At 51.1% G+C, this 25,448-nt stretch carries 16 protein-coding genes and 1 tRNA gene; 11 read left to right on the forward strand and 6 right to left on the reverse strand.

What is annotated here, in order from left to right:
• The first annotated feature begins 83 nt into the window (after positions 1-83).
• The gene (gene deoC / locus ACFVSO_RS23535; RefSeq protein WP_387478429.1) at positions 84-731 is read left to right on the forward strand and encodes a deoxyribose-phosphate aldolase; all 648 of its coding nucleotides are present in this window, start codon (positions 84-86) and stop codon (positions 729-731) included.
• Between the two features lie 437 nt (positions 732-1,168).
• Here the strand turns inward: deoC and ACFVSO_RS23540 are convergent, their stop codons facing one another.
• Complete coding sequence (locus tag ACFVSO_RS23540) at positions 1,169-2,044, reverse strand: aldose epimerase family protein (RefSeq protein ID WP_387478294.1); 876 nt, start codon at positions 2,042-2,044, stop codon at positions 1,169-1,171.
• Between the two features lie 198 nt (positions 2,045-2,242).
• Positions 2,243-3,430, reverse strand: a complete 1,188-nt coding sequence (locus tag ACFVSO_RS23545) for a foldase protein PrsA (RefSeq protein WP_387478296.1) — start codon at positions 3,428-3,430, stop codon at positions 2,243-2,245.
• Between the two features lie 165 nt (positions 3,431-3,595).
• Here ACFVSO_RS23545 and ACFVSO_RS23550 point away from each other — a divergent pair, with 165 nt between their 5' ends.
• From ACFVSO_RS23550 to ACFVSO_RS23575, 6 genes are all read left to right on the forward strand, one after another.
• Positions 3,596-5,611 (forward strand): putative bifunctional diguanylate cyclase/phosphodiesterase, encoded by a 2,016-nt coding sequence (locus ACFVSO_RS23550; RefSeq protein ID WP_387478298.1) that lies wholly within the window; start codon positions 3,596-3,598, stop codon positions 5,609-5,611.
• A 31-nt stretch (positions 5,612-5,642) separates the two neighbouring features.
• On the forward strand, positions 5,643-7,088 hold the full coding sequence (locus tag ACFVSO_RS23555; RefSeq protein WP_387478300.1) for an HD-GYP domain-containing protein: 1,446 nt from the start codon (positions 5,643-5,645) through the stop codon (positions 7,086-7,088).
• Positions 7,089-7,154: 66 nt separating this feature from the next.
• Positions 7,155-8,153, forward strand: a complete 999-nt coding sequence (mgrA, locus tag ACFVSO_RS23560) for an L-glyceraldehyde 3-phosphate reductase (RefSeq protein WP_387478302.1) — start codon at positions 7,155-7,157, stop codon at positions 8,151-8,153.
• Between the two features lie 47 nt (positions 8,154-8,200).
• Positions 8,201-12,064 (forward strand): response regulator, encoded by a 3,864-nt coding sequence (locus tag ACFVSO_RS23565; RefSeq protein WP_387478304.1) that lies wholly within the window; start codon positions 8,201-8,203, stop codon positions 12,062-12,064.
• 109 nt (positions 12,065-12,173) lie between these two features.
• Positions 12,174-12,890, forward strand: a complete 717-nt coding sequence (locus ACFVSO_RS23570) for a response regulator transcription factor (protein ID WP_387478307.1) — start codon at positions 12,174-12,176, stop codon at positions 12,888-12,890.
• A gap of 204 nt (positions 12,891-13,094) precedes the next feature.
• Complete coding sequence (locus ACFVSO_RS23575) at positions 13,095-14,462, forward strand: putative bifunctional diguanylate cyclase/phosphodiesterase (protein ID WP_387478310.1); 1,368 nt, start codon at positions 13,095-13,097, stop codon at positions 14,460-14,462.
• An 80-nt stretch (positions 14,463-14,542) separates the two neighbouring features.
• On the opposite strand, the gene ACFVSO_RS23580 is transcribed toward ACFVSO_RS23575, so the two are convergent.
• Together ACFVSO_RS23580 and ACFVSO_RS23585 are read right to left on the reverse strand one after the other, a co-directional pair.
• Positions 14,543-14,761, reverse strand: a complete 219-nt coding sequence (locus ACFVSO_RS23580; protein ID WP_119802805.1) for a hypothetical protein — start codon at positions 14,759-14,761, stop codon at positions 14,543-14,545.
• 111 nt (positions 14,762-14,872) lie between these two features.
• Complete coding sequence (locus ACFVSO_RS23585) at positions 14,873-15,295, reverse strand: hypothetical protein (RefSeq protein WP_387478313.1); 423 nt, start codon at positions 15,293-15,295, stop codon at positions 14,873-14,875.
• Positions 15,296-15,448: 153 nt separating this feature from the next.
• Here ACFVSO_RS23585 and ACFVSO_RS23590 point away from each other — a divergent pair, with 153 nt between their 5' ends.
• The gene (locus tag ACFVSO_RS23590) at positions 15,449-16,327 is read left to right on the forward strand and encodes a serine/threonine protein kinase (protein WP_387478316.1); all 879 of its coding nucleotides are present in this window, start codon (positions 15,449-15,451) and stop codon (positions 16,325-16,327) included.
• A gap of 12 nt (positions 16,328-16,339) precedes the next feature.
• On the opposite strand, the gene ACFVSO_RS23595 is transcribed toward ACFVSO_RS23590, so the two are convergent.
• Positions 16,340-16,987, reverse strand: a complete 648-nt coding sequence (locus tag ACFVSO_RS23595; RefSeq protein WP_387478319.1) for a TraX family protein — start codon at positions 16,985-16,987, stop codon at positions 16,340-16,342.
• Positions 16,988-17,515: 528 nt separating this feature from the next.
• Here ACFVSO_RS23595 and ACFVSO_RS23600 point away from each other — a divergent pair.
• Positions 17,516-17,589 (forward strand) — tRNA-OTHER (locus ACFVSO_RS23600).
• A gap of 445 nt (positions 17,590-18,034) precedes the next feature.
• Here the strand turns inward: ACFVSO_RS23600 and ACFVSO_RS23605 are convergent.
• The gene (locus ACFVSO_RS23605) at positions 18,035-19,399 is read right to left on the reverse strand and encodes a collagen-like protein (protein WP_387478322.1); all 1,365 of its coding nucleotides are present in this window, start codon (positions 19,397-19,399) and stop codon (positions 18,035-18,037) included.
• 334 nt (positions 19,400-19,733) lie between these two features.
• Here ACFVSO_RS23605 and ACFVSO_RS23610 point away from each other — a divergent pair, with 334 nt between their 5' ends.
• Both ACFVSO_RS23610 and ACFVSO_RS23615 read left to right on the forward strand, forming a co-directional pair.
• Positions 19,734-20,828: a CotH kinase family protein gene (locus ACFVSO_RS23610; RefSeq protein ID WP_387478325.1), complete on the forward strand. Its 1,095-nt coding sequence runs from the start codon at positions 19,734-19,736 to the stop codon at positions 20,826-20,828.
• A 160-nt stretch (positions 20,829-20,988) separates the two neighbouring features.
• On the forward strand, positions 20,989-25,356 hold the full coding sequence (locus tag ACFVSO_RS23615; RefSeq protein ID WP_387478328.1) for an AAA family ATPase: 4,368 nt from the start codon (positions 20,989-20,991) through the stop codon (positions 25,354-25,356).
• Positions 25,357-25,448: the final 92 nt, after the last annotated feature.

The raw sequence follows: 25,448 nt of genomic DNA on the forward strand, positions 1-25,448 counted from the left end.
CGAGACAGACACCCTGGAATCAAAGGAATGGAGGAAGAACAGTGGAACAAAAGACAAGCTGGTCATCGGCGGAAGTAGCAGCGATGATTGATCATACCATATTAAAGGCGGATGCGACGAAGTCAGATATTATCGCGATCTGCAAGGAAGCAAGGGAGCAACATTTTGCGACGGTCTGCGTGAATGCGGGCTGGGTCCCGCTTGTGGCGGAAGAGCTGAAGGGTTCGGGCGTCGGCATTACGACAGTTGTCGGATTCCCCCTTGGTGCGACTACTACGGCGTCCAAAGCATTCGAGGCCACGCAGGCCATTAACGACGGCGCGACGGAGATCGATATGGTGCTGAACATCGGCCTGTTGAAATCCAGAGATTACGAAAGCGTTCAGCGTGATGTCGAAGGCGTCGTAGCTGCCTGCAAAGGGAGGGCTGCGCTTAAGGTGATTTTGGAGACGGGACTGCTTACGGATGAGGAAAAAGTGAAGGCATGCGAGCTGTGTGTTGCGGCAGGCGCCGACTTCGTCAAAACGTCCACAGGCTTCGGCAAAGGTGGAGCTACTGCGGAAGATATCGCGCTCATGCGCCGCACAGTAGGACCGAATATTGGCGTCAAAGCATCCGGCGGCGTTCGCGATCTGGAGACTGCTCTGCTGATGTTTAACTCCGGCGCAACTCGCATCGGCGCAAGCTCCAGCGTCGCAATCGTAACCGGCGGCCAAGGCGAAGGCTACTAAATAGCATCGCGGTTGGAGCGCCTTGCCGCGCGCTAAGCCGAGAAACTCGGCTTGCAGGCGCCGCCCGTGCGCAAACTTGTGCTCTAAGCCGAGAAACTCGGCTTGCAGGCGCCGCCCGTGCGAAATTCCGCGCTCTAAGCCGAGAAACTAGGCTTGCAAGCGTCGCCCGCGCGAAATTCCGCGCTCTAAGCCGAGAAACTAGGCTTGCAAGCGTCGCCCGCGCGTAAACCCGTGCTCTAAGCCGAGAAACTCGGCTTACAGGCGCCGCCCGCGCGTAAATCGCGCTCTAAGCCGAGAAACTCGGCTTAGAGGTGCTGCGCCCGCACGCAAGCCCGTGAGCAATCGACTTAGTGCGTCGCATATCCGGCTGCTTAGAGCGGCAACAGAAGAGGCCTCCCGAGCCGTTGGCAGGGGAGGCCTCTTCATCTTATACAGGCTTACTTCGTCTCGCAGCCGATGACGAGGTCGGCGCGCAGCTCGTCGCCTGGCTTCACATAGAGCAGCTCCTTGCGGTTGTTCATTTCGTTCGGCAGTCCCATCCAAGGCTCGACGCACACGAATGGGCGCTCCTTCACCGACCAGATGACCACATACTTGAACAGGTCGTCATATCGCAGGTTGACGGTTACGCCTTCGCGAATAGGGAAGGAGATGCTGGGTTCTTTTGCGCCGAACAGGCAGATGGAGTCGATGAAGTCATCCATGTTGGCGCGTCCGGTATAATCAGCCTCTTCGCTGGTCGTCAGATCGACATAGCGCGGAGCGTCCGTTTTGTACGGAATGTCTTTGCTGCCTTCGATCGCAAAGTATGGGTGGAAGCCGGGGTACAAAGGCATGGCTTCGCCTTCGCCAATGTTGCGGTATTGCTGTCGGGTATGGAGCTCGCCGTTGACCAGCGCATAGGTGAAGATCAGCTCAAATTGGAATGGGTAAGCGGCAAGAGTAGCCTCGCTCGCGCGAAGACGCAGCGTAATGGAAGCTTCGCCTTCCGTCGAGGTACCGACAACTTCCCAAGGATAGATGCGAGCAACGCCGTGCTGACCCATCTTGTAGGTCACGCCGTTCCACTCATAAGCAGAATCCTGAAGAGATCCGGAGATCGGGAACAGAATCGGATTGCCGCCGCGGATGTTGGAGGCAGGATTCTCAAATGTTGCTTTATCCAAAAAGAAGAGCTCTTCGCCGTTCAATTGGCAGCCGATCACGATGCCGCCGCGTTCCGGGCATACGAGCACGCGCGATGACGTGGAATTTTCCTTCAACTCATAGATCGTATACGTATCTTGATAGTGGCTTACTTCAAATGTACTCACGCTGCTACCTCCAAAAGTGAAATCATGATGTCTACTATTGTGCCTTAATTCGGCGCATGAGTAAAGGGCCCGGCACGAGGCAGCTTGTACAGCTGCCCGGTGCCAGGCCCTGGAATAACATGATGTGCGATGCCGCAGCCTCAGTTTGAGATTACGCTGCAAAGCATTGTTCGAAATTTCCCTTCACCAGGTGACGGACTATTCCTTAGCCGCGCCGCCTTCAGCTCCAGCATTAGCAGCTCCGCCCGCAGGCGTGGTCGCTTCCGGCTTCAGGTTGTTCGTAATTTTCGCTTTCGCGCGGATTTCAGTAATCCAAGCGCTGGACAGCGTACGAACCTCATCAATAACCAGTTTCGTGCGAATCAGATCTTTTTTCTCATCAAAGTTTGCTTTCGCAGCTTCTCTGTAGTCGGTTTTCTTAATGATGTGGTAGCCAAATTCACTTTGCACAACATCGCTGATTGCTCCCGCTTCGAGGGCGAAGGCAGCCTTCGAGAATGGCTCAACCATGTCTTCTTTGGTGAAGAAGCCCAGATCGCCGCCATTTGCCGCCGAGCCGTCGCCGGACTTGGCTTTGGCTGTCTCAGCAAAGTCAGCGCCGCCTTTGAGCTCGGCCAGAATCGCGTCAGCCTCTTCCTTGGTTTCTACAAGGATATGGGAAGCGCGAACCTGCTCGCCATGCTCGCCGAACTTGGCCAGATTGGCGTCAAAGTAAGCTTTCACATCTTCGTCAGTTACCGTTGTTTTAGGCTCCAGCACTTTGCGGATCATGGCGCTCAGGCGCATATCCTCGCGCAGATCATCCAGAGTCAGATTGTTTTGCAGCAATACATTATTGAAGTCGTCTTCCGAAGGGAAGTCGATCTTGATTACATTAATTTCGTCTGTAATGTCCTGTTCTGTAAATTTCACGCTGGCCGCATCAGCCTCTTGCTTCACCAGCTTCTCCAGAATCAGGTTGTCGAGCGCAGGCTCGCCGTTTACTTTCACGAGCAGGTCATACAGTTCCTGCTGCGTAATGTTAGCGCCGTTAACGGTAGCAACAGTCTCATTGCCTCCGCCGCCAAAGGGAGGTTTAATCAAAACGACGATTAAGGCGATTGCAAGCACAGCGGACAATACGATCCAGCCCGTTGCGCCTTTCTTCGCAGGAGCAGCTGCTTCCAGGCGAGGCGATGCGCCTGCTGCAGCGGAATAAGGAGCCGCCGCCGCAACCGCTGTCTCGGCTGCTGCGCGGTCGGAGTCGCTTGTCTCTTCAGGCTTGTCCGCTTCGACAACGTTCTCCTGTGACTCGCCGTTCGTTTCGTTCTCTTGAGCCTTGTTTTCTTCCTTCGCAGTTTCGTTGTCTATAGGTGTATCGTTCGACTGCGATTCCTTGTTATTCATTCCATAAACTCCCTTCAAATTGCAATTCTTCACCTACTATATCAAATCATGAACAAAAAAACCTTAATCTAAAATAAAAAAGCTTGCATTGCATGTCGAATCGTATTAATTGTATAGGTAGACGAAAAAAAGAACGTGTAACAAGCGTTGACACGGAGGGATATATTGATCAGATTACTGGGGAGCTACGACAGCTGGATCGTGTTGCTGTCGCTTGTTATCGCGTTGTTCACTTCTTATTCCGCACTTAATCTTTCCTATAAAATATCGCATTCGAACGGCAAGTCCAAACTTGGGTGGTTAATCATCTCCGGATTTGTAATGGGCTGCGGCATATGGACGATGCATTTTGTCGGAATGATGGCCTTTCACTTGGGGGTTGAAGTGAATTATAACGGGCTAACAACCGTGATATCTATATTAGCAAGTATATTGGCCTCTCTGCTGGCTTTTTACGTAACTATGGCTAAGCAGGTAACACGGGTGAAGCTTGTCGTCGGAAGCCTGTTAATGGGATCGGGCATCGTCACGATGCATTATACAGGCATGGCATCGATGGAGTCCTCGATTCTGAGGATTACCTATAATGAAACGTTGTGGATCATCTCCGCCGTAATTGCGGTCATCGCCTCATACGCTGCGCTTTACCTGCTGACCCGCTTCCGCAACGAAAGCAAGGCTCGCTGGTTTAAGCTTGGGGCGGCGCTGCTGATGGGTTTGGCCGTCACAGGCATGCATTACACCGGCATGGAAGCGGCCATGTTCTGGTGCTCCACACCCGAAGCGCTTGATCAGCTAAGAGGAGCAGGCATTGATATGTCGCTGCTGATTGCTGTATCGAGCGTGATGATTCTTGTTGTGCTTGTGACTTGGACGGCCCTCTATTGGGAGAGGCTTGTCTTGAAACGCATGGCCTACAGCGACCCGTTGACGGGACTGCCGAATCGCCATGCGATGAATCATGAATTTGATGAGACGCTGCGCGGCAATCAGGAGTATGCTGTTCTTTTTATCGATTTGGATCAATTCAAGCTTGTTAATGATACGTTAGGCCACGATGTAGGCGACCTTCTTGTCAAGGAGGTCGGAAACCGGATTAACCAGTTCGTCAACAAGCAGCGGCGAATCTTCAGGCTGGGCGGGGATGAGTTTTTGCTCGTAACCACGGATTTGAAGCAGCTGTCTGCAGAGTCGCTGGCCGAGCTGATTCTGGAGGAGCTAAGACGTCCATTCTGGCTGGAGGGCAACGAGCTCTATGTGACCAGCAGCATCGGCATCAGCTTTGCGCCGCAGCACGGGCAGAGCCGGACGGAGCTGCTTAAGGCGGCGGATACAGCTATGTATTATGCCAAGAGCCAAGGGAAGAACCAGTACTGTGCATATAATGAAGAATTGGACCGCAAGCTGGCCAGACGGATGGAGATCGAGAAGGGGCTTCGAACAGCGCTTATGCTTGGCGAGCTGTCGACTTTCTATCAGCCGAAGTGGAATGCCGCAATGAATAAGCCGATTGGATTTGAAGCGCTGCTTAGATGGAAGCATCCTCAGCTTGGCGCGATTGCGCCGGATGAATTTATTCCGATTGCCGAGGAGACCGGATTGATTATTCCGATCACGAGATGGGTGCTGGATCAGGCGTGTAAGGACTGTCAGGCTTGGAATGGCAAGGGCAGCAGCACGTTAGGCGTATCTGTCAACTTGTCGGCGAATGTATTCGAAACTCGCAGTCTTCAGGAAATGGTCAATGAAGCGCTGATCCATTCCGGCTTAAACCCGGAGCTGCTAGAGCTGGAGATTACGGAGTCGACCGTTATGTATCATGCCACCGAAGCGACGGAGCAGCTCGTACCGCTTCAAGAGGCCGGCGTGCGCGTATCCATGGACAACTTCGGTTCGGGCTATTCTTTTTTAGGTTCTATTGACCGAATCCCGTTCCAGACACTGAAAATCGATAAGCTGTATATGCAAGATTTTGAATCACCTTCCAAGAGAGCAATTGTCAATACGATCATAACGCTGGCCCAGCAGCTTAATATCGAGCTTGTGGCCGAGGGCGTAGAGACCGAGCGCCAGCTCCAGTTCCTGCGCCAGGCCGGATGTTCCATCATGCAAGGCTACTATTTCAAGAAGCCAATGCCCCGTGAGGAAGTGGACGCTTGGCTGGATGGATTGAGCGCTTAAGTTATTGACAATGGTTGGAGGAGGATAGCCTTTGAGAAGAGACACTCGCGTATTAGCCAGGCTTGCGGTATTCATACTGCTGCCGCTCGCCGGTTATTTTCTGTATCAGTTGTCGCCTTACGATATGAATATTCATACGCCGCACGGCCACTTCTATATTGTCAGTCTGGTCTCCGTTCTGGCGCTGGCCGTCGCGAGCGCAATTGGTATCGTAGCGATCCGTATCCGGAATATAAAGGTTAGCTTCCTGTCCTTATCCTATGTATCCTTGGCGGCTATGTTCATTCTTCACGGACTGTCGACGCCGGGATTTCTAATCCATCATTCCTCTATCTCGGGCAATGTTGCCCAGCTCAGTGTGTTGTTATCTGCGTTCTGGCTATGGATGTGCTCCGTATCGGCCGATCACAAGCTCGTTCGCTGGCTCTCCATGCGTCAGAAGTGGCTGCTTCCGGTGTGGTCCTCCATCTTGCTGCTGTCCAGCTTATATTTATGGTTCAACCCCGATATTGTCCATTTTCTTCATTTGAAGGGGGATGTCAGCAAGTGGGTGACAACCGCTTTGATCTTGCTCATGAACACATGGACCATCTATCGGAATCTGCAAACCTATCTGGCGTCCCGATTCCCGCTACAGCTTGCGATCGTCTATAGTACGGGCTGGATGTTCAGCGCGCAAATCATTATGGTGACCGGGGAAGCGTGGATGGCGAGCTGGTGGCTGTATCACTTCCTGTTGCTAGCTTCGGTCATTGTTATGGTCGTCGGCATCGTCAGAGAGCATTTGAATACCGGCTCCATTACGGCCGCGATCAAAATGCTGTTTCGCGCCAATCCCCAAGACTGGATTCATACATATATTTCTCCAAGCGTCAGAGAGCTGGTCATGGCGACAGAATCTAAGGATTCGTATACAGCGGGGCATAATTATCGTGTTGCTTTGTATGCGCTGAAGCTGGGAGAGGAGATGGGGCTGTCCTCCTCGCAGCTTCGCGCGATTGCGCAGGGCGGCATCGTCCATGATATCGGCAAGCTATACATACCCGACGGCATCTTGAACAAACCAGGCAAGCTGTCCGAAGAAGAACGATCCATTATTGAATCCCACCCGCTCTCTGGCTACAATGTCTGCAAGCGTCTTGGCTTTATGGTGGAAGAGTTGGCGGTCATCCGCTCCCACCACGAGAAGTGGAACGGCAGCGGCTATCCGGACCGTCTGTCGGGCGAGGAGATTCCGCTTGTCGCCCGAATAACGGCGGTAGCGGACGTCTACGATGCTCTGACGTCATCCCGTTCCTATCGTCAGGCGATGACGCATGAAGAAGCCATGGAGATTCTGCTGCAGGAGAGCGGAAGACACTTTGACCCTCGCTGTATCTATGCCTGGCAACGGCTAACGACGGAGCAGGAGACCTTTTTCCGGGAGACGCTGCTGAATAGTCCGAACTTTAAGCTGGAACAAAGACTGGCCAGGTAGTGTGTATTTACCGATAAATAATTTAGAATGAAAGAGTATGCACCTAAAAATGGGAGGTATTTGGGTATGAGCTATACAGCAGACCATGCACGTTATAATTCCATGACATACAATCGGGCAGGCAGAAGCGGATTGAAGCTGCCCGCTATCTCGCTCGGACTTTGGCATAACTTCGGCGGCAACGACCGCTACGAGAACAGCAGGGCGATGGCGCGCCGAGCGTTCGACCTCGGCATTACCCATTTCGATCTGGCTAATAACTACGGACCTCCGCCGGGCTCGGCGGAAGAAGCGTTCGGCGCTATCCTTCAGCATGACCTCGCGCCATACCGTGATGAGCTGATTATTTCCACAAAAGCGGGTTATGGGATGTGGCCCGGACCTTACGGAGAGTGGGGCTCCCGCAAATATATGCTGTCCAGTCTGGATCAAAGCCTGAAGCGGATGAAGCTGGATTATGTCGATATCTTCTATTCCCACCGTCCGGACCCGGACACACCGCTTGAGGAGACGATGGGGGCGCTTGATCATGCGGTGCGCCAAGGTAAGGCCTTGTATGTCGGCATCTCTAATTACAGCGCAGAGCAAACTGCCGAGGCTTCACGCATTCTGAAGGAGCTGGGCACGCCATGTCTGATTCACCAGCCTTCCTACTCCATGTTCAACCGCTGGATCGAGGGCGGCTTACAGGATGTGCTGGATGAGCAAGGCATCGGCTCCATCGTATTCTCGCCGCTAGCCGGCGGACTGCTGACGAACCGGTACTTGAACGGCATCCCTGCCGACTCCCGCGCAGGCGGACCAAGCATCTTCTTGAAGTCGGAGCAAATAACGGAAGGCAAGCTGAATAAAGTGAAAGCGCTGAATGAGCTGGCGCAAGAGAGAGGGCAGACGCTGGCTGGCTTGTCTCTGGCATGGGTGCTTCGAGGCGGCAGAGTGACGTCCGCTTTGATCGGCGCAAGCCGCGTGGAGCAGATCGATGACAATGTGGCGGCCCTTGGCAATCTAGCGTTTAGCGAAGAAGAATTAAGCCGGATCGAAAGCATTCTCTCCAAGGAGGAATAGAATACGCTCCGTTATTAGACAGGTCAGGCCGTAAGGGGGGATAAGCGATGTCGAATATGTCGCTTAGAACAAAGGGATTAATTCTAATCGTACTCATATCGTTTATCCCGCTCCTGCTTGCCGGATGGGGCAATTATTCCACAGCCAAGGACGCGATGATGCGTTCGGAGATGGAGAAGATCAGCAGCAAGCTATCCAGCCAAGCCAGCAATATTGCTGCCTGGATGGATATTCGCCGGGCCGAGGTGCTTGTCATGAGCCGCACTTCCGCTGTACGTTACGGTACGAACGAAGAGCGGCTGAATTATTTTCAACGGGAACTGGTTCGCAGCGGATTTACCTACCATGCGATCGGATTCATTGGTCAAGACGGGATCGCCTATCGCAGTGACGGAGCGTCTCGCGATTTAAAGGGAGAGCCGTTCTTCGAGCCGGCCATCAATGGCGCGATTACGATTACCGATCCTTACAAGCCGGGCTTCTCCGTCGTGGAGCAAACCTTTATTGCTGTGCCCGTTTACGGAGTGGGAACCCAGATTGAAGGCATTATTTATGCGTCGATTCCGTTTACGGCATTTAACCGTTTTTTTGATTTTGCGGATGAAAATGCTCCCGTACGCTTCTACAATGACGAAGGAGAAATTATCTACGGCTCTGCGCCAGGCGTTGCACGCATGTCGTCGCTGCGTTCGGATTCTACCTTAAGCGAAGTTGCCCATGAGATTCTGAGCCACAATGATGGCAGGGTCAATATTCATGTAGATGGAGAGGCTTATGTCGTGTTCTATGCCAAGGTGACGGGTACGCCTTGGCGGATTGCCCTGCAAGAGCCGTACTTTCATATGAAGGAGATGCTGACGCCGATCTTCTGGCGTATCGTCTCGACGATAGCGGTCGCGGAGGTTTTTATCGCGCTGTCCTTCTATCTCTATTTCAATCAGATTATTAAGCGCCTGGAGCGGATATTGTCTGTCACGAAGCAAGCGGCAGCGGGGGAATTCCAGGCCGAGCATTTGGATACATCGCAGTATGATGAGATTGGCAAGCTTGCCCATTCCGTGAATGGCATGATGGAGCATCTGCAAGATATGTTCGACCGTTTGAATGCGATCATTAATCAGAATCAATATGGATTCATCGTCATGGATAATGAGTACAAGATTGCTTACTTGAACAAGACTGCTGAAGAGATGCTGGGATATACCACTCAGGAGCTGGCGGGTCATGCGACACCGCTGCTATTTATGGACAATGAGGAGATTACAGCGGAGGCCGAACGCCTGACGGAGAAGCTGGGCAGATATGTGCAGCCCGGCCTGGAAGTGTTCCGGGAGCTGCGCGACGACAGGTTCTCGTATGAGCGAGAGTGGACGTTTATCCATAAGGATGGGCACCGGATCCCGATCCTGCACAGCTCGAACGGCCTTCGGGACCGGAACGGCAAGTTCTCTGGCGTGGTCGGCATGGTGCGCGATATCTCGGACCGGAAGCAAGTGGAGAAAGCGCGTAACCGGTTATTGGATATTGTGGAGTCTGCCAAGGACTTGATTGCTTCCGTCGATATGAAGGGGGAGCTCATCTACATGAACCGGGCAGGCAAGGAGATGCTTGGACTGCCAGGAGAGGAGAGGGAGGCCTCCACGGTCAAGGACCATGTCGATCCTCGCATGTACGAGCAGATTCTTCAAGGTGCGGAGCTTGCAAGAGAATACGGCTACTGGGAAAGCAACACACAATTGCGGAAGAGCAACGGCGATCCGCTGTTCGTCTCTATGGTCGTCGTGACCCATGTGGATGCGTCTACGGGTGAGCTCTTCTTCTCCTGTATTGCCCGCGACATATCCGAGCAGAAGCTTGTTCAGGAAGAGCTTGTACGCGCTACGCTTGAGGCAGAAGAAGCCAATCAAGCCAAGAGCCGCTTCCTTGCTTTGATGAGCCATGAGATTCGGACGCCTCTGAACGGCATTATTGGGTTGACACAGCTACTGCGGAAGACGGAATTGTCGATCGTGCAGAAGGATTATTTGGACAAGATGAGCATGTCTTCGGAGACGCTGCATCGCATGATTAGCGATGTTCTCGACTTCTCCAAAATCGAAGCGGACAAGATCGAGATGGAGCGGCTTCCATTTCAGCCGGAAGAGCTGCTTCACCGACTGGCGAACGGGCTCAGCGTATTTCTTGGCGGCAAAGAGCAGTTCGAATTCATGATTAAGACGCCGGACGAGCTGCCGCAGACCTTAATCGGTGATTCGCTCCGTCTGGAGCAGGTGCTGCTTAATCTATGCGTCAATGCGATCAAATTCACAGAGAAGGGCCTTGTGAAGCTGGAGCTGGATATTGTGGAGCAGCACGCGGAGATGGTCAAGCTTCGGTTCCTCATTGCGGACACTGGAATTGGGATGAGCAAAAGCGTCATGGACAAGCTGTTCAAGCCATTCACGCAGGCGGATAGCTCAACGACTCGGAAGTATGGAGGCACGGGACTTGGTCTTGTCATATCCAAAAGCCTCGTAGAGATGATGGGCGGCGAGCTTCATGTCAGCAGCAAGGAAGGCGTGGGCAGCCGGTTCGCCTTCGCGTTGTCGTTCCAGGTCAAGCCTTATCGCCTTGAATTGGAGGAGATAGCGGCCGCGCCTGTGCCGGAAGGGACGGTATGGATTGTCGAGGACGATTCCAAAATGCGCGATCATTGGACCTATCTGTTTGAGTCGCTTGGGTGGTCGGCAATCCCTTACAACAGCTGGCAGAATGCCCGTGAACGGCTTCGCCGTGTCGGGGAGGGCGTGCTGCCTGATCTGCTGCTGATGGATATGGAGATGCCGGATATGTATGGAATCGAGACATGGCGCTCATTCTGCAGTGAAGCGGAGGAGGCAGGCGTGCCGATTATCGCGCTGACGACAACGTATGGCCGGGACGAGCTGCAGCAATTGAAGGAAGAGGAGCGCCCCGTTGCTATTCTGACCAAGCCGGTCACAAGAGAGGCGATTGTCAGATCGTTGAATGAAGCACTCAGAAACAGACTGGCCATTCGCCACTATACGATGCGAGAAGAGCATGTCCATCAGCCCCGTGTTCATAGTAAGTCGAACGCGCAGCGGGTATTGCTGGCGGAGGATAACAAAATAAATCAATTGGTGGCGATTGAGCTGATCAAGGAGAACGGCTACGAGGTCGGTCTTGCTGAGACGGGAGAGGAAGTGCTGCGCCTTCTGGAAGCTGGCTCATGGGACATCATTATGATGGATATTCATATGCCGGTCATGGACGGCACGGAAGCTGTCCGCATTATTCGAAGCCAGGAGCGGTACAAGCATATTCCGATTATTGCGGTAACGGCTAATGCAGTGAAGAAGGATCATGACCGTTATATTCGCCTGGGAATGAATGAAGTGATGACCAAGCCGCTATCCGGTGATCGTCTGCGAGAGATAATGAAATATTGGCTGGAGCAGGCGGCTTCGCTGCCCAAGGCCCCTGATGTGTCAAGAGATGGGGGCAGCAACTATGCGGGAATAAGCCGGGGCAGCACGCCAGGGAACAACATGCTTGCCCCGATTGCCGGCATGGATGTGGATAGCGCTCTTGAGCGTGTGAACGGGAAGCAGCAAATTCTATTCCATATGATCGAGCAGTTCCGCCTTGACTATGATTCATTCATGGATCAGCTGCGCATGATGCTCAAGCAGTCCGAGAGGCAGACGGCCCTTCGCATGCTTCACACGCTGAAGGGGGCGGCCGGCTATTTGTCCGCTCCCGAGCTTGGAGACGCTGCGCATGAGACCAGCGAAGCGATCAAGCGGGGGGATCAGCCGAAGGAGCTGGCACTTGTGCTAGCTCATCTGGAGAAGGAATTGGTTCAGCTGCTGGCGGGTTTACATGAAGCGGTTAACCGTTTCGACAATTAAATCTAACAATTTTCTAACAATCTGTTGTTCCTGATCTTTCCGTATTGTATAGTAGAGTTACGATACGACTACTCGACAGATATCTTCAATTTATTAAAGGGTGACGCCAATGTATAAAGTTTTGGTTATTGAAGATGACGTCATGATGAGCAATATGCTGTCCATGTATCTGCAGGAAGAGGGGTACAGTGTGAAGCAGGCTTATCGCGGGAATGATGGGCTACAGCTTGCGGATTCATTCGTTCCGCACCTGGTTCTGCTTGATCTTATGCTGCCTGATATGGATGGTATTGAGGTATGTGCGCAGATACGGAGCGTCTCTCAAGTACCGATTATGATACTGTCCATGAAGAGTGAAGTGTCCGAGCGCGTGCAAGCGCTGAAGACCGGAGCGGATGATTACTTGTGCAAGCCATTCAGCATGCATGAGCTAACGGCGAGAGTCGAGGCATTAATTCGAAGATCGCATACCGTATTTGGAGAGTCAGCCGCACAGGTCGCCGCAGCTTCTATGACGGTGGAGGAAGAAGAGCCGATACAGCTAGACGTAGAGAGACGTCTGCTTCTCGTTCGCGGACAATTGGTCGAGACTACCTTCTCGGAGTATGAACTGATGAAGCTGTTCCTTGCACACCCGGGCAAGGTATTCAGCCGGGAAGAGCTGATTAATGCCATTAGAGGCTTTGATTCGTTTGTCACAGACCGTGCGATTGACGTACATATTGTGAATCTTCGCAAGAAGATCGAACAGAATCCGAAGGAACCCAAGCTGATTCGAACGGTGTGGGGATTTGGTTACAAGTATACGGCACAGGCTGCTACTTAAAGTCATCGGGAGAGTTTTCGCATCACCCGGGCGAGTCTGTTCATAAGAAAAGAAAGATCGTACTCCGCTCATGGCGGGGTACTTTTTTTTGTCTATATCCCCTGTACAAGCATTATTTAGGTAATCCGTTAAAATTTCTAACATTCTTCTAAAAGTCTGTTCTGCACATTCCTAATATTTCTATGCGACTATAGAAGTACGACAATGGAACGAAAAAAGGACGGAGGGATCCAGATGGAGGGGCCAATCGAATTATCTGGACGCGGCAAGGCATTCATGCAGCTAGAGCTAGCGATACAGGGCGCGCGCGTATCAGGTAAGCGATTGCTGGTTGCATTGGTGGATTTGGACAAATTTTATCGTGTCAATGAGACAAGAGGCACAACCTTCGGCAATGACGTATTAACGATCATTGCAGCTCGCCTGGAGCAAACGGAAGCGGCGTATTCAGAAGCGGCAAAACCGGGCGTGTACAAGATCGATAGCAATACGTTTCTTGTAATGATGGAGGTTGGGAAAGAAGCGAAGCAATGCTGGAAAGCGGTAGATGGGATCAAGCATGAGGTGGAGAAGCCTGTCTCTGATTCGGGAAAGGAGCTCTATATGACTTGCAGTATTGGTGCCAGCCTGTTTCCCCAAGACGGGCTCACGAGCGAGAGGTTGCTTTGCCGTACGGAATCTGCGTTGTATCAAGCGAAGGAACAGGGCGGCAACCGGACGGTATTCTACAATGCAGAGGATACGAATCGCATGAACAGGCGTATCGCTATTGAGATGGGGCTCCGGCCGGCCTTGTTCTTGAGACAGTTCCATCTCAGCTATCAGCCGATTTATCGGCTGTCGGACGGACGGCTGAGAGGGTTCGAGGCGCTTATTCGCTGGCAGCATCCCGAGCTTGGCCTCATTTCACCGCATGAATTTATCCCTATCGCCGAATACAACGGATTGATCATTCCCATTGGCGAGTGGGTGCTTCGTGAAGCCTGCAAGATGCTGGCTGATATGACGAAATACGGGCTGAGCAAGCTGACGATGTCTGTAAATATTTCACCTGTCCAGCTCCAAGATCCCTCTTTTGTCCAGACGGTATGGAATGTCATTCAGGAATTCAGTTTGTCGCGCCAATCGGTGGAACTGGACATTACCGAGCATATTATGATGCATTCATCCGAACAGTCGATTATGGCTATTACGCAATTGCGGGCAGGAGGAATTCGGATAGCGTTGGACGGATTCGGGGCCGGATTTTCCTCCCTTCATCATCTTATGGAATTGCCCGTTCATAGCCTCAAACTCGATAAAAGCTTTATCCGCAGAATCGATCTGCAAAGCGCGGAGCGGCATGTCGTCGAGGCGATCATCGGGCTGATGCGGAAGCTCGGTCTGGAAGTGGTCGCAGAAGGCGTAGAATACAAGGAGCAATATGAGCTGCTTAAGGAGTGGGGCTGTCATTATGTGCAGGGCTATCTGCTTGGCATGCCGATGGATCCGACCGTTATCGATACGTCGATGCTGGCGAGTTTCGTAGATGCGGCAGGACCGCAAAAACAGAAGGCCGCAAGCCGCATATAGAGACGCCGTATGCAATTATACAAAAACCAGCCGGGCCCTAAGGGCCCGGCTGGTTTTTGTAATAGGAATGAGGAGTAGTTCTAGCTGACTTCCAGATATAACTTAGTGCCGTCGCTGTATTGGAATATCGCAACGTCTCGCACCATCTCGACCGATCTGATCCGTTTCCATCTTTTTCTGAAATCAAAGTCCAGTTCCATCTCGTACAATTTATGATGAAGCATATCTACAGATGCCGATTGTTCGTTAGGGTAATAGACAGGGACCGAACGATTTTTGAAGGTAATAACTCGCATCATTGTACTATGCACCTCCGATTGCGTTTTTCCCATTTTACCTTGAACGTTTTAGCCTCTTATGAATCTATAGTCAGGAGAATGTTTATTTTGCTCACACTTTCCTAACAAATGCTAGGAGCTGCTGTATTTCCATTTTTTCTTGTAATAGCCGTGCCCATAATGATGATTATAGCGATGCGGCTGGTGCGGCGGATAATATGGCTGTCCTTGCGGATATGGCGGTTGACCCGGCGCATATTGGTTCGGGTAAGGCGTCTGTCCTTGCGGATACGGTGGTTGACCCGGCGCATATTGGTTCGGGTAAGGCGGCTGTCCTTGCGGATATGGCGGCTGACCCGGCGCATGTTGATTCGGGTAAGGCGGATGTCCGTTCGGATATGGCGGATGTCCAGCGTGCTGATTCGGATACGGCGGCTGGTGAGGATGCGGATAATGCGGCGGCGGATAATAACCTTTCTTGAAGTCGCTGCTGCTGTAGTGGTGGTAGCCGTACCGCTGGCGACCGGATAAGGAATATAAGATGCGCTTGAGCATGCGATAACCTCCTTTATTGAATGGGGTAAATCATTAATGGCGTTGTTAGATTATACGCGCTTGCTATCAAGTGGTTTCTAAGCAGAATGCCTTTTCTCGCACTCGACAGGAAAGGTGCGCGTCTGTAAGCTATAGTCAGGAGCTGATGAGTAAATGTTGGGCAAAATGGCCGAAAAACTCAAGGAGATTATCGATGCTTGGCGCGACTATCCGCTGCAGCCGGGGGAGATCTGGGAAGACAGATACCGGATTGATCGCCTGCTCGGTATGGGCAGCTACGGCCAGGCTTATGCTTGTACGGATCTGTCAACAAGCAGCGTGGTGCTGCTCAAGCGCAATAAACCGAGCAAAGGCAGCACAGGAATCGAGCTGCTCAGAAGAGAAAGCGACTTGATGCGATCACTAGAGCATCCGCAAATTCCGGGATGGCTGAATTACGGCGTCAGGCGGCGGGATGAAGCGCTTATCATGCAATATATTGAGGGTCACAACTTGGAGTTTGGGATATACGAGCATGGGATGACGTACAAGGCTACTGAAGGGCTTGCCGTCTTAAAGGCGCTTATGGGTCCGCTGTCTTACCTCCATGCACAGGGTTACGTCCACCGGGATGTGCGCATTCCCAATGTCATGCAGCAGGACGGAAAGCTGTTCCTGATTGACCTTGGGCTTGCTTGCCGGATCGGCGAACGGCTTCCATCCAAGCTGCAGAAGGCATTGGGAGAAGCGGATGGTTCCGACGCATCCGGCAGCGCTTCTGCGATCAAGAGGCGTATGCGAAACCCGCTTCCGTCCAGCGACTGGTTCGGCCTCGGACATTTGTTCCTGTTCCTGATGTATGCCGGATATGAGCATCCGGAAGGACAACCGGAGCGGAGCTGGGAAGAGGAGCTGAGCCTTCAGTCTGACGTGCAATTGTTCATCTCGAAGCTGCTTCATGACGAATCTGCTTGGGAGACGACCGAACAATGCCAGCAAGAGCTGAATGAACTGCTGACCAGGCTGGAGCTCGCAGAGGAGCCCGGGATGTAGACTTTTGATTAATTAAGGATTCATTACATAATAGACTATCGCAATGATAAGCAGGTGAAGCGGATAGAAGCTTCGCCATAGGAAACGCGGCATGCGTATGCGATCCATGCTCCCCATAAGGGCAGGCATATAAACGATCCATAACGTCGACAACAAGCTGAACAACTGAAGTGTCCAGCTTTTATAAAATATACTAAACACATTAAGCGCCAAATGAAGCAGAACCATCATGTGAGGTGTGGCATATCGGTAAATGAGCATTAATAACAGCGCATATCCGCCATAATCGAACGGAAGGGCTTCCAATAGCACCATGACTGCGGCTATGACCAAGAAGGAAGCTATCGCTTTTCCTTTTAGCCAATCCAGCAAAAGCAAGGTCAGCAGGCAGAAAAACAGTGTGGCTATGACATTGATTGCCAGCCCATATGTTGGAAAGGCAAACTGGTAAGGAAGCTGGGAAATGACGGCTAATAGGCCGACTCTGGTCAAATAGCGGGTAACGTCCCGGGTACGGGAGTAGCCGATGACCATGGCGTAGATGTAGAACGGCAGCGCCAATCTTCCTATAATGCGCCAGGCTGTATCATTCGGATGCCAGACCACGCCGATATGGTCGATTAACATCGTTAACATGGCCAGAAATTGAATGGGGATCACCTTCGTCCGTTACGAGTAATTAGCCTTATTCAGTATATCATAAGGCAATTGCATCGCTAAGGAGAAGGATAAGATATCATGACCTGATCGGGTACATAACATGGCCGCTGTAGGCGTCGCCGGTAAGCACCATGTTAATGGTGGCGGAAACCAGCTCAATCTGCAGTCTGTTCTGACGTTGGAGCACGGGAGGCATCACCACTTTCCTTAAGAGTTTCTTCTAGAAGCTGGACTGGCCGGGAGAAGCTTAGGGTTATGTGTGCAACAGATAATAACGAGCAATTCGTAGAGCACGAGCGGCAAAATAGCTTTTATTCATGCGATGAAGGCCCGCGGGTCATGCAAAGTAACCTGAAGGCACATAATGCTGCGGTTTATGTTCATAATTTCTGTTGCAGAGTATTATTACATAGGTATGCGGAAGGAAGCGGCGGCATACGTGGGAAGGAAGGGCATTACAAAACCCCTTGACATCGTTTTGTTATCTGTCGATTTTACATTGGAACATCGTCGTTTGCGATGAATAGTCTGGTGTAGTTCAGGGGTAGAGCAACGTACTATTCGAAATGCGTAAGTCGGGGTTCCAATTCCCCTCATCAGCATACTAAGAATACAGTAACAGCGCGTTTTCCGAAGATTTCGGGAGTCGGGCTGTTTTTGTTTTTCTACCATGTATTATCTACTTTGTTTAACTATGTAATAGTGATGTTTGGTGCCAGACCCTGCAGGTCATTGAAAAAAGGATTGCCAGCTAAAGTTCACCAAGTGAATGCCATCCAATGTTCGGTTCGTTATGTATTCAGACAGGTGATTGCTATTGGATGCTTACACTAATATTATGTAAAAATGTGCTTTTATTCATTTTATAGTTAGAGTGAGCTAGCATTAAAAATAAAAATGGCGGAAAAAAGTACCCGCCATTGAGTCAATAATAAGACAAGAGATGCCTCTTTATCATTTTATGCGTGCGCCTACCAATGGTTATATGTCCTATCAGATTGGAGTAGTTGGGCTTTTACCTAACAAGTCATCACTGTTCATTAGAAATTACACAGCAGTCGAAATATAGACTGAGTAAACGGCATTTTGGGTCACGTTCATGTCGAGGAAGACAGAGATTGCATCATTTCTTGTGACAGGATCCCCAGCGATATTACTCGTCCATGTTACAGTAGCATTAGGTGTAACTACATATGCAGCACCATTGGAAACACGTACAGGTTGTGGTCCTACATCTGTGGGTCTGACAGAGAAAATGATTGTTCCAGACAATACAGCTGTGGTTGTTAACGTAATTGTGGATATGATATTAGCTGCTAACGGTACTACTGAAGTATTAACCACATCAAAACATACCTGGAAGAGATAAACTCCTATCGGCAAGTTATTGACGGAAATCGCCCCGGAAAAGGCAACCACACTTCCGTCAGCAGCATCAACATAAGGAATAGCATTTGAAAGTGCTCCTGGCGATCCTGCAATACGCTGGAATCCTGCGTTATTACCGCCAAAGTTAATAACTTTAGTAAAAAAGGTCGGTTCAGGTCCTGTTGCGCCCGTAGCACCAGTCGCGCCGTCAGCCCCTGTAGGCCCCGTCGGTCCGGTTGCACCATCAGCGCCAGTGGCTCCGTCCGCTCCCGTCGCTCCGTCCGCGCCAGTGGCGCCCGTAGCGCCATCGGCCCCTGTAGGCCCCGTTGGTCCAGTCGCGCCGTTAGCCCCCGTAGCGCCATCGGCCCCTGAAGGTCCGGTTGGTCCAGTCGCGCCGTCGGCCCCCGTAGCACCAGTGGCTCCGTCAGCTCCCGTCGTTCCGTCCGCGCCAGTGGCTCCCGTAGCGCCATCGGCCCCTGTAGGTCCCGTTGGTCCTGTAGCGCCATCGGCCCCTGTAGGTCCCGTTGGTCCTGTAGCGCCGTCAGCCCCCGTAGCACCAGTGGCTCCGTCCACGCCAGTGGCACCAGTCGCACCACCGGCCCCTGTAGGTCCGGTTGGTCCAGTCGCGCCGTCGGCCCCCGTAGCACCAGTGGCTCCGTCAGCTCCCGTCGCTCCGTCCACGCCAGTGGCCCCCGTAGCGCCATCGGCCCCTGTAGGTCCCGTCGCTCCGTCCGCGCCAGTGGCCCCCGTAGCGCCAGTGGCACCATCGGCTCCTGTCACACCCGTCGTCCCCGTCGGTCCAGAAGGGCCTGTCGGTCCAGAAGGTCCAGCCGGCCCGGAAGTTCCGGTCGCTCCAGTAGAGCCCGTAGAGCCAGTAGCGCCAGTAGCGCCAGTAGAGCCAGTAGCGCCAGTAGAGCCAGTAGAGCCAGTAGTGCCAGTAGAGCCAGTAGAGCCAGTAGAGCCAGTAGCGCCGGTAGAGCCTGTAGAGCCCGTAGAGCCAGTAGCACCAGTAGCGCCCGTCGCTCCTTTTGGTCCACGCTTCACTTTTTTACAATGCTTGGCTTTTTTACAACGCTTAGATTTTTTGTGATGTTGTGAAGTGGAAGTCGTGGACGTTGTTGTGCAATCATGGGATTTTGATTTTTTAGGACTTTTGTGCAAATAAACTTGAAGATCAGGTTCGATGGAATCAACAATTCGTTTAAGTGCTTTTTTATCTAATTTCTTCATTTGCTTCCCTCCTTAATTTGTTTCTTCATCATACGAATGTGGACATGACTTGCTCCCGGCTGAAAAGGTAAATCAACGTAAATCTAGTAACATTTTGGTAAAAACGTAAATAAGTTAAGATAAAATGAACTTGCAAGCAGGTGACAAAGTGTACAGAAGCAACGACCTCCAGCTTAAGTGCCTACATCTATCTGTTACTCCTAGACAACTCGCTAAATTAGATCACAATGTACGCGCAACGATATGGATTTCAGCAATCTTAAGACTTGATCAAGAAGAATGTGAAGTAAAGCTGGCCTATCGCGGTTCACATACTAGGGGTTTCCCGAAAAAGTCATTCCAAATCAAATTTGTTTCACCGGAAATATACAGAGGAGAACGGGAAATTCATCTCAATGCGGAGTACGCAGATCCGTCGCTTATACGAAATAAACTATCTTTTGATTTTTTTTCACGCATTGGCGCTCTGTCACCACAAGCAAATCATATTTTGTTGTATATTAATGGGGATTTGGCAGGTATTTATTTGATGATCGAATCTGTAGATAGGAACTTTTTGCAAAAGAGAAATCTATCAGAAGGACCGATCTATTACGCTATTAATTCGAATGCAAATTTTTCACTTGTTCATCCTAAAACATCTACTGTTAAGGATTCTCTTGAATCCGGTTACCAGCGAAAGCACGGTACTGCCGATGATGACGCATATTTGCGTACACTTATTTTCAAAATCAATACGACTCCGATAGCGCAGTTTGAAGCTGAAATCGAAAAACATCTGGACGTCAATCAGTACCTTCGATGGTTGGCAGGAGCAGTCTGTACACAAAATTTCGATGGATTTATTCATAATTATGCTTTATATAGAGACTCTATAAAGGGGCGATTTTTTATTATTCCATGGGATTATGATGCAACCTGGGGAAGAAATGTGAACGGAAATGAGTTAAATCATACGGCCCTTCCGCTGGAAGGATACAATACGCTGTCTGCACGTTTATTGGATACACCATCATTTCGATTGTCCTATCGTACTCTTTTACAAAGTATATTTCGTGATCATTATACGGTTATGGAGATAGAGCCTGAAATTAACAAACTGCAGCAATTGATAGCAGCCTTTGTTCATCTTGATCCGCATAGAAGGCATAGCATTGATGTGTTTGAGGCAGAGCGAGCGTTTATTCTTTCATTTATTGAGAAGAGGCGTACATTTTTGATGGAGGGACTGGCGTTGTTTTAAGTCTAAGAACCTTGGGGTAGGCAGGGTATGGGGTAAGACTGGGAACAGTAATTAAATAGATCGTATGTCTTATTAACCGACAAAGCTAGACTCTGGTCCCACCACGTATTAAAATCTATGTAACTAACGATTAATATCACAATGATAGACAGGTGAGTTCATGAGCAGCAACGACAACATGCTTAAGGAATATTGGCCGGGTGCGTCTATCGACTTGCTAGACTTTTTACAGCTTGCCGTTATATTGACGGAGATGGTCTGCCGCGAGCATCAACAGACGGCTGTAATAGGGAATTTGAATCCGTATAATATAAAAATATTAAATGACGGCAAGGAAGCGCGACTGACCGGAAGTGAAGATGCGCTAGTCGCCTACCGATCACCGGAGCAATCGGGACGGCTTAATCGGATACCGGACGGACGCTCTGATTTGTACACATTGGGCGTTATATTCTATGAACTGGTGTCGGGGCAATTGCCGCTGCAGCCTGACAACGACCGGGATTGGGAGACTGCACATATCTTTAAGACGGTGCTTCCGCTATCAGTGATTCGGCCGGAATGGGATAGCCCGATATCGACGATTATAATGAAGCTGCTGGCCAAATCCCCGGATCAGCGTTACCAGAGCGCATACGGCTTGCTGGATGATCTGAACCAATGCCGGGTTATGCTGGAGGGTAATGGAGAGCCGATTCCTTTTGAGTTAGGACGGTTGGATCGGGTTCGTACGTTTCGGTGGCCGAGCATATTGTATGGGCGAGACACTGAAAGGGCCATTTTGGAGTCTGGGCTTAAGCAGGCCTCGCAAGGCAGACAAGCCATTCGGTGGGTGACAGGTCCGGAAGGGAGCGGAAAGACGGCACTCGCTCACAGCATTCGAGAGAATACCGTGCGGCAGGGTGGACGGTTTGTAGAAGGCAGAAGCGCTCGAGGGCAAAAAGCCACACCCTATGAGCAGCTTATTCAAGCATTGCAGCAATGGCTTCAGCAGCTTTGGAGCGAGCCTGCTGATGTAATGGAACGGCTGAAAGACAAGCTCCGGTCTGATTACGGGCGAGAAGCCGAGATCTTAACAAATATGTTGCCTGACATGCGAATGATATTCGGAGCAGATCGGGTAGAAAAGAGAAGCATCTCCAATGAGGACGACCGGAGCCGATTCGGGGAGCTGTTGCCAGGTCTGATCAGTTGTATGGCTGCAAGCCTTCCTCCGCTTGTTTTATTTATGGATCATTTGGAGGGTGCCGACCCCAACACGCTTGAAGTGATAAAAGCGCTTGCAGAGCGGAATGGGGCTCCCGGGCTGCTCTTGGTTGGAGCTTTTCGTACAGAGGGTTGGAGTGGGACTACTGTTGGGAGCTCGGATAAGATGACGGTTATCCCAGGGATGTCCGTTAATGAACTTGGCATTTCCGTTGAGCAGTCGGACTTGCAGCCCTTGCGATATGAAGAAATACGATGTTATCTGTCTGATGCTTTGCATGAGGAGTCGCTCCGCCTTCGCTTGCTGGCCAGTACTCTCTTCTATCAGACAGGCGGAAATCCAGGTATGATTGAAGTTTTGCTTAGAAGCTGGCTGCGGGAGCAGAAGCTGAGCTTTGATGAAAGCCGCCGCCGATGGATATGGGACCCGGAATTGATACAGCAAAGCAGCCGCTCGGAGCCGAATCGCGGACTGATGGAAGCGGACTTTGCCGGATTAGCGAATGAAGTGAAGTCAATGCTGGCGATGGCGGCTGCGATAGGACAGTCCTTTCGTCTGTCCATATTGTCTGAAGCCTGTGCATGCACATCAGATACTGTTGCCGATATGCTTCATGCTGCCGAAGTCGGAGGCATGATTGGATGCGAGGATGATACGGCAGCAGATGGAGTACAGGAGAAAACGTATCTGTTCCTGCATGACTATATACGCGAAGTTGCTTATGCCTTCGATCCGGAAGGGAATATGCAGCGTCATCTGACGATTGGAAGACTGCTGCAGCGCAGCCAGTCGGAGGACGGCGTCCATACGTTTCTGGCGGCAGTGGATCAATTGAATTTGGGTTCGGGAGCCATGATGCTCCAAGAAAGAAGACAACTGTCCGAGCTTAACCTTGAAGCCGGGCAGAACGCGCTTGCTGAAGGGCAGTACGCGAGAGGAAAGCGTTATGCGCAAGCAGGACTCATGATAGTAGATGAAGAGCAGGAGCCGCAGACAGGCTCAGCATATGTTCAACTGCAATTGGTTGCCGCCTGGTCGGATTATATGTTTGGCAATCCCCGGCAGGGACGTCAGTTATTGCTTGATTTGAAAAGCCGTGACCGTAGGTTGAGCAGAGCGGAGCGTTCTCAGATATGGGCACCCTTGATACAATTTCATACATTTGTGGAAAATGATATTGCTGTGGAGTATGCAAAAGAAGCGTTGGCCGCATACGGCTGGGAGTATCGGGAGGGCATTTCGAAGCTGGTTGTTATGAAGGAAGTGATGCAAACTCAATCCGTATTGTATCGAAAGCGCCATAGCTTGCCATTGCTGCCCTTCCATGATGATGAAGAATACTTAAACCAGTGCAAGCATATGGAAATGTGCTTCCTCCCGCTGCTTATGCATAATGCGGAAGCGCTTATTGATCTCTGTGCCCGATTTATCCGTTACGGAATTGGGAGGGGGATGAACGAGCCGCTAGCTATGCTGATTTGCAGTTACAATCTTTTGATGCAGAGGGTGCTTCCGGGTTATGCCCAGGTTGTTCCGGCTTTGGATCTGGAATCAGTGACAGCGGCAGATGTTTCCCGGGTTCACCGGATTCTTTTTGTTAGCGGAATGGCCAAGCAGTTGGAGAAACCGCTTGAGGCGTCTAATTTGCTCCATAAAGCTTTGCGCCGCTGCGTAGAGCACGGGGACAAAGAGTTTGCCAATATCGCGATGATCACTTGCTTGATTACGCATAACGGCAGCTTGTATGATTTAGCGGAATTACTGAGATTTTTCACGGAGCATATTGGTCAAAGCGCCAATGATAAAACTCTCGAAATGGTGCAGATCGCAAAAGATTATTTGGCTGCGTTGCAAGATGAGTCGCTTATGACGGGATTCGCAGCGATTCCGCAACAGGCTGAAGGGAATGCTGATCAGAGCGAGGAGGATAATTACAGCTGCGTATGCAAGCTTGAGGTTGCTTACTTGTCAGGCAGATACCCAGAGGCACTATATTGGTCGAAGCGCAGCAGGGAGAGTGAATTTGCTGAAGATTGGGCGCGTATTCGGAAGCAGCGTCTATTCGAGGCGTTAACATTAGCTTCTCTTTATCCCGAAGCGAACTCAGTGGAAAAAAGACGAATTCGCAAGGCGCTGAATGCGCAATTACGCAGCATGAGAAAGTGGAAGGGCTTCCTCGGTTCAGGCTCTTCGGCCCATCTGCTCGTGAAAGCGGAATGCGAGCGATTAGCCGGGAATGAGCAAAAGGCTCTTAGTCATTATCTCAATGCGGTTAAGCAGGCTAGAACTGAGAAGTACGGCCTTATGGAGGGAATTGTCTGTGAGCGTCTTGCGATATGTTATAAACAGGACCTGATCAGCAGCGGAGGAGCAATGATCGCGATGCTGGACGCAGGTACGGCGTATTCGAATTGGGGTGTGACTTCGAAAGTAATACAAATCAGAAGCGAACATGCGAATCTGTTAGGTGTTGCGCCTAAGTTATATGAAGTCGAAGGGAAGCGGGTGCAGAAGGGCGAAGCAGATCCCATTCGTCTGTACATGCCGCAGCATGAGAACATGAAGATGCAGGAAGCTTCCACAGGGGAGGACAAGCTGCTGCAGCAGCTTCTTAACGGATTCGAGCAACTGGGCCATGGACAATGGGCAGATCGTCTCTTGTATGCTGCCCTCCGTCATTCAGGTGCTGACCGCGGATTGGTGTTGCGCGGCGAGCATGCGCGCTACATGGTTGAAGCTGAGCTGGAGATGTCGCCAGACAGGGAAGAGGGGTTATATGCGGATAGTGTCCTACGGCATACCGTGGCAGCGAACGAACCAATCGTCATTCATGACACGATACAAAGCTATTGGATAAGAGATGATTATATCGCCTCCTGGAAGCCCCGCTCCATTCTGTGCATGCCATTTTCAGTACCGGGTGAGTCTTCTAACTTCTACCTCTATATGGAAAACAGGCATGTGCCAGGCGTATTTACTGAGCGAGATTTGAAAGTGCTTGAGCTGATCACAACACGCATGATTTATATCCATTTGCTTGAAGGAGACTCGCAAGGGGGGTTAGCTGCGGCAAAAGAAAGTCTCTCGCGAGCTGCTTCGGATGAAGTTCAAGCGGACCTGTTGGAGCCGCTCACCAAGCGAGAGTTGGAAATTCTAGAAGCTATCTCTGAGGGGATGTCCAATAGAGATATTGCGGAGCAGCTCGGCATTACGGAGACGACGGTGAAGACGCATGTATCCAGAGTTTTTGGCAAACTTGGCGTCAAGCGACGCGGGCAGGCTGTTGTGCGGGCTAATGAGCTGCAATTGCTCCGAAAATAACGGAAATTCTATCACCTCATGCTTCACCCACCAACGAGAAATGAATATGCTAATAACGCCAACCGCCCCATTCCGTGACAGTCAACGCTGTT

Origin of the sequence: Paenibacillus sp. NPDC057967, assembly GCF_042887015.1 — a bacterium.
GTDB lineage: Bacteria > Bacillota > Bacilli > Paenibacillales > Paenibacillaceae > Pristimantibacillus.

What these genes read in the sequence shown, in the direction of transcription:
- ACFVSO_RS23590 (WP_387478316.1), top strand. Translation starts at nt 15,449, where the DNA reads ATGTTGGGCAAAATGGCCGAAAAACTCAAGGAGATTATCGATGCTTGG.
- ACFVSO_RS23615 (WP_387478328.1), top strand. Translation starts at nt 20,989, where the DNA reads ATGAGCAGCAACGACAACATGCTTAAGGAATATTGGCCGGGTGCGTCT.
- ACFVSO_RS23565 (WP_387478304.1), top strand. Translation starts at nt 8,201, where the DNA reads ATGTCGAATATGTCGCTTAGAACAAAGGGATTAATTCTAATCGTACTC.
- ACFVSO_RS23575 (WP_387478310.1), top strand. Translation starts at nt 13,095, where the DNA reads ATGGAACGAAAAAAGGACGGAGGGATCCAGATGGAGGGGCCAATCGAA.
- deoC (WP_387478429.1), top strand. Translation starts at nt 84, where the DNA reads ATGATTGATCATACCATATTAAAGGCGGATGCGACGAAGTCAGATATT.
- ACFVSO_RS23570 (WP_387478307.1), top strand. Translation starts at nt 12,174, where the DNA reads ATGTATAAAGTTTTGGTTATTGAAGATGACGTCATGATGAGCAATATG.
- ACFVSO_RS23545 (WP_387478296.1), bottom strand. Translation starts at nt 3,430, where the DNA reads ATGAATAACAAGGAATCGCAGTCGAACGATACACCTATAGACAACGAA.
- ACFVSO_RS23585 (WP_387478313.1), bottom strand. Translation starts at nt 15,295, where the DNA reads ATGCTCAAGCGCATCTTATATTCCTTATCCGGTCGCCAGCGGTACGGC.
- ACFVSO_RS23580 (WP_119802805.1), bottom strand. Translation starts at nt 14,761, where the DNA reads ATGATGCGAGTTATTACCTTCAAAAATCGTTCGGTCCCTGTCTATTAC.
- mgrA (WP_387478302.1), top strand. Translation starts at nt 7,155, where the DNA reads ATGAGCTATACAGCAGACCATGCACGTTATAATTCCATGACATACAAT.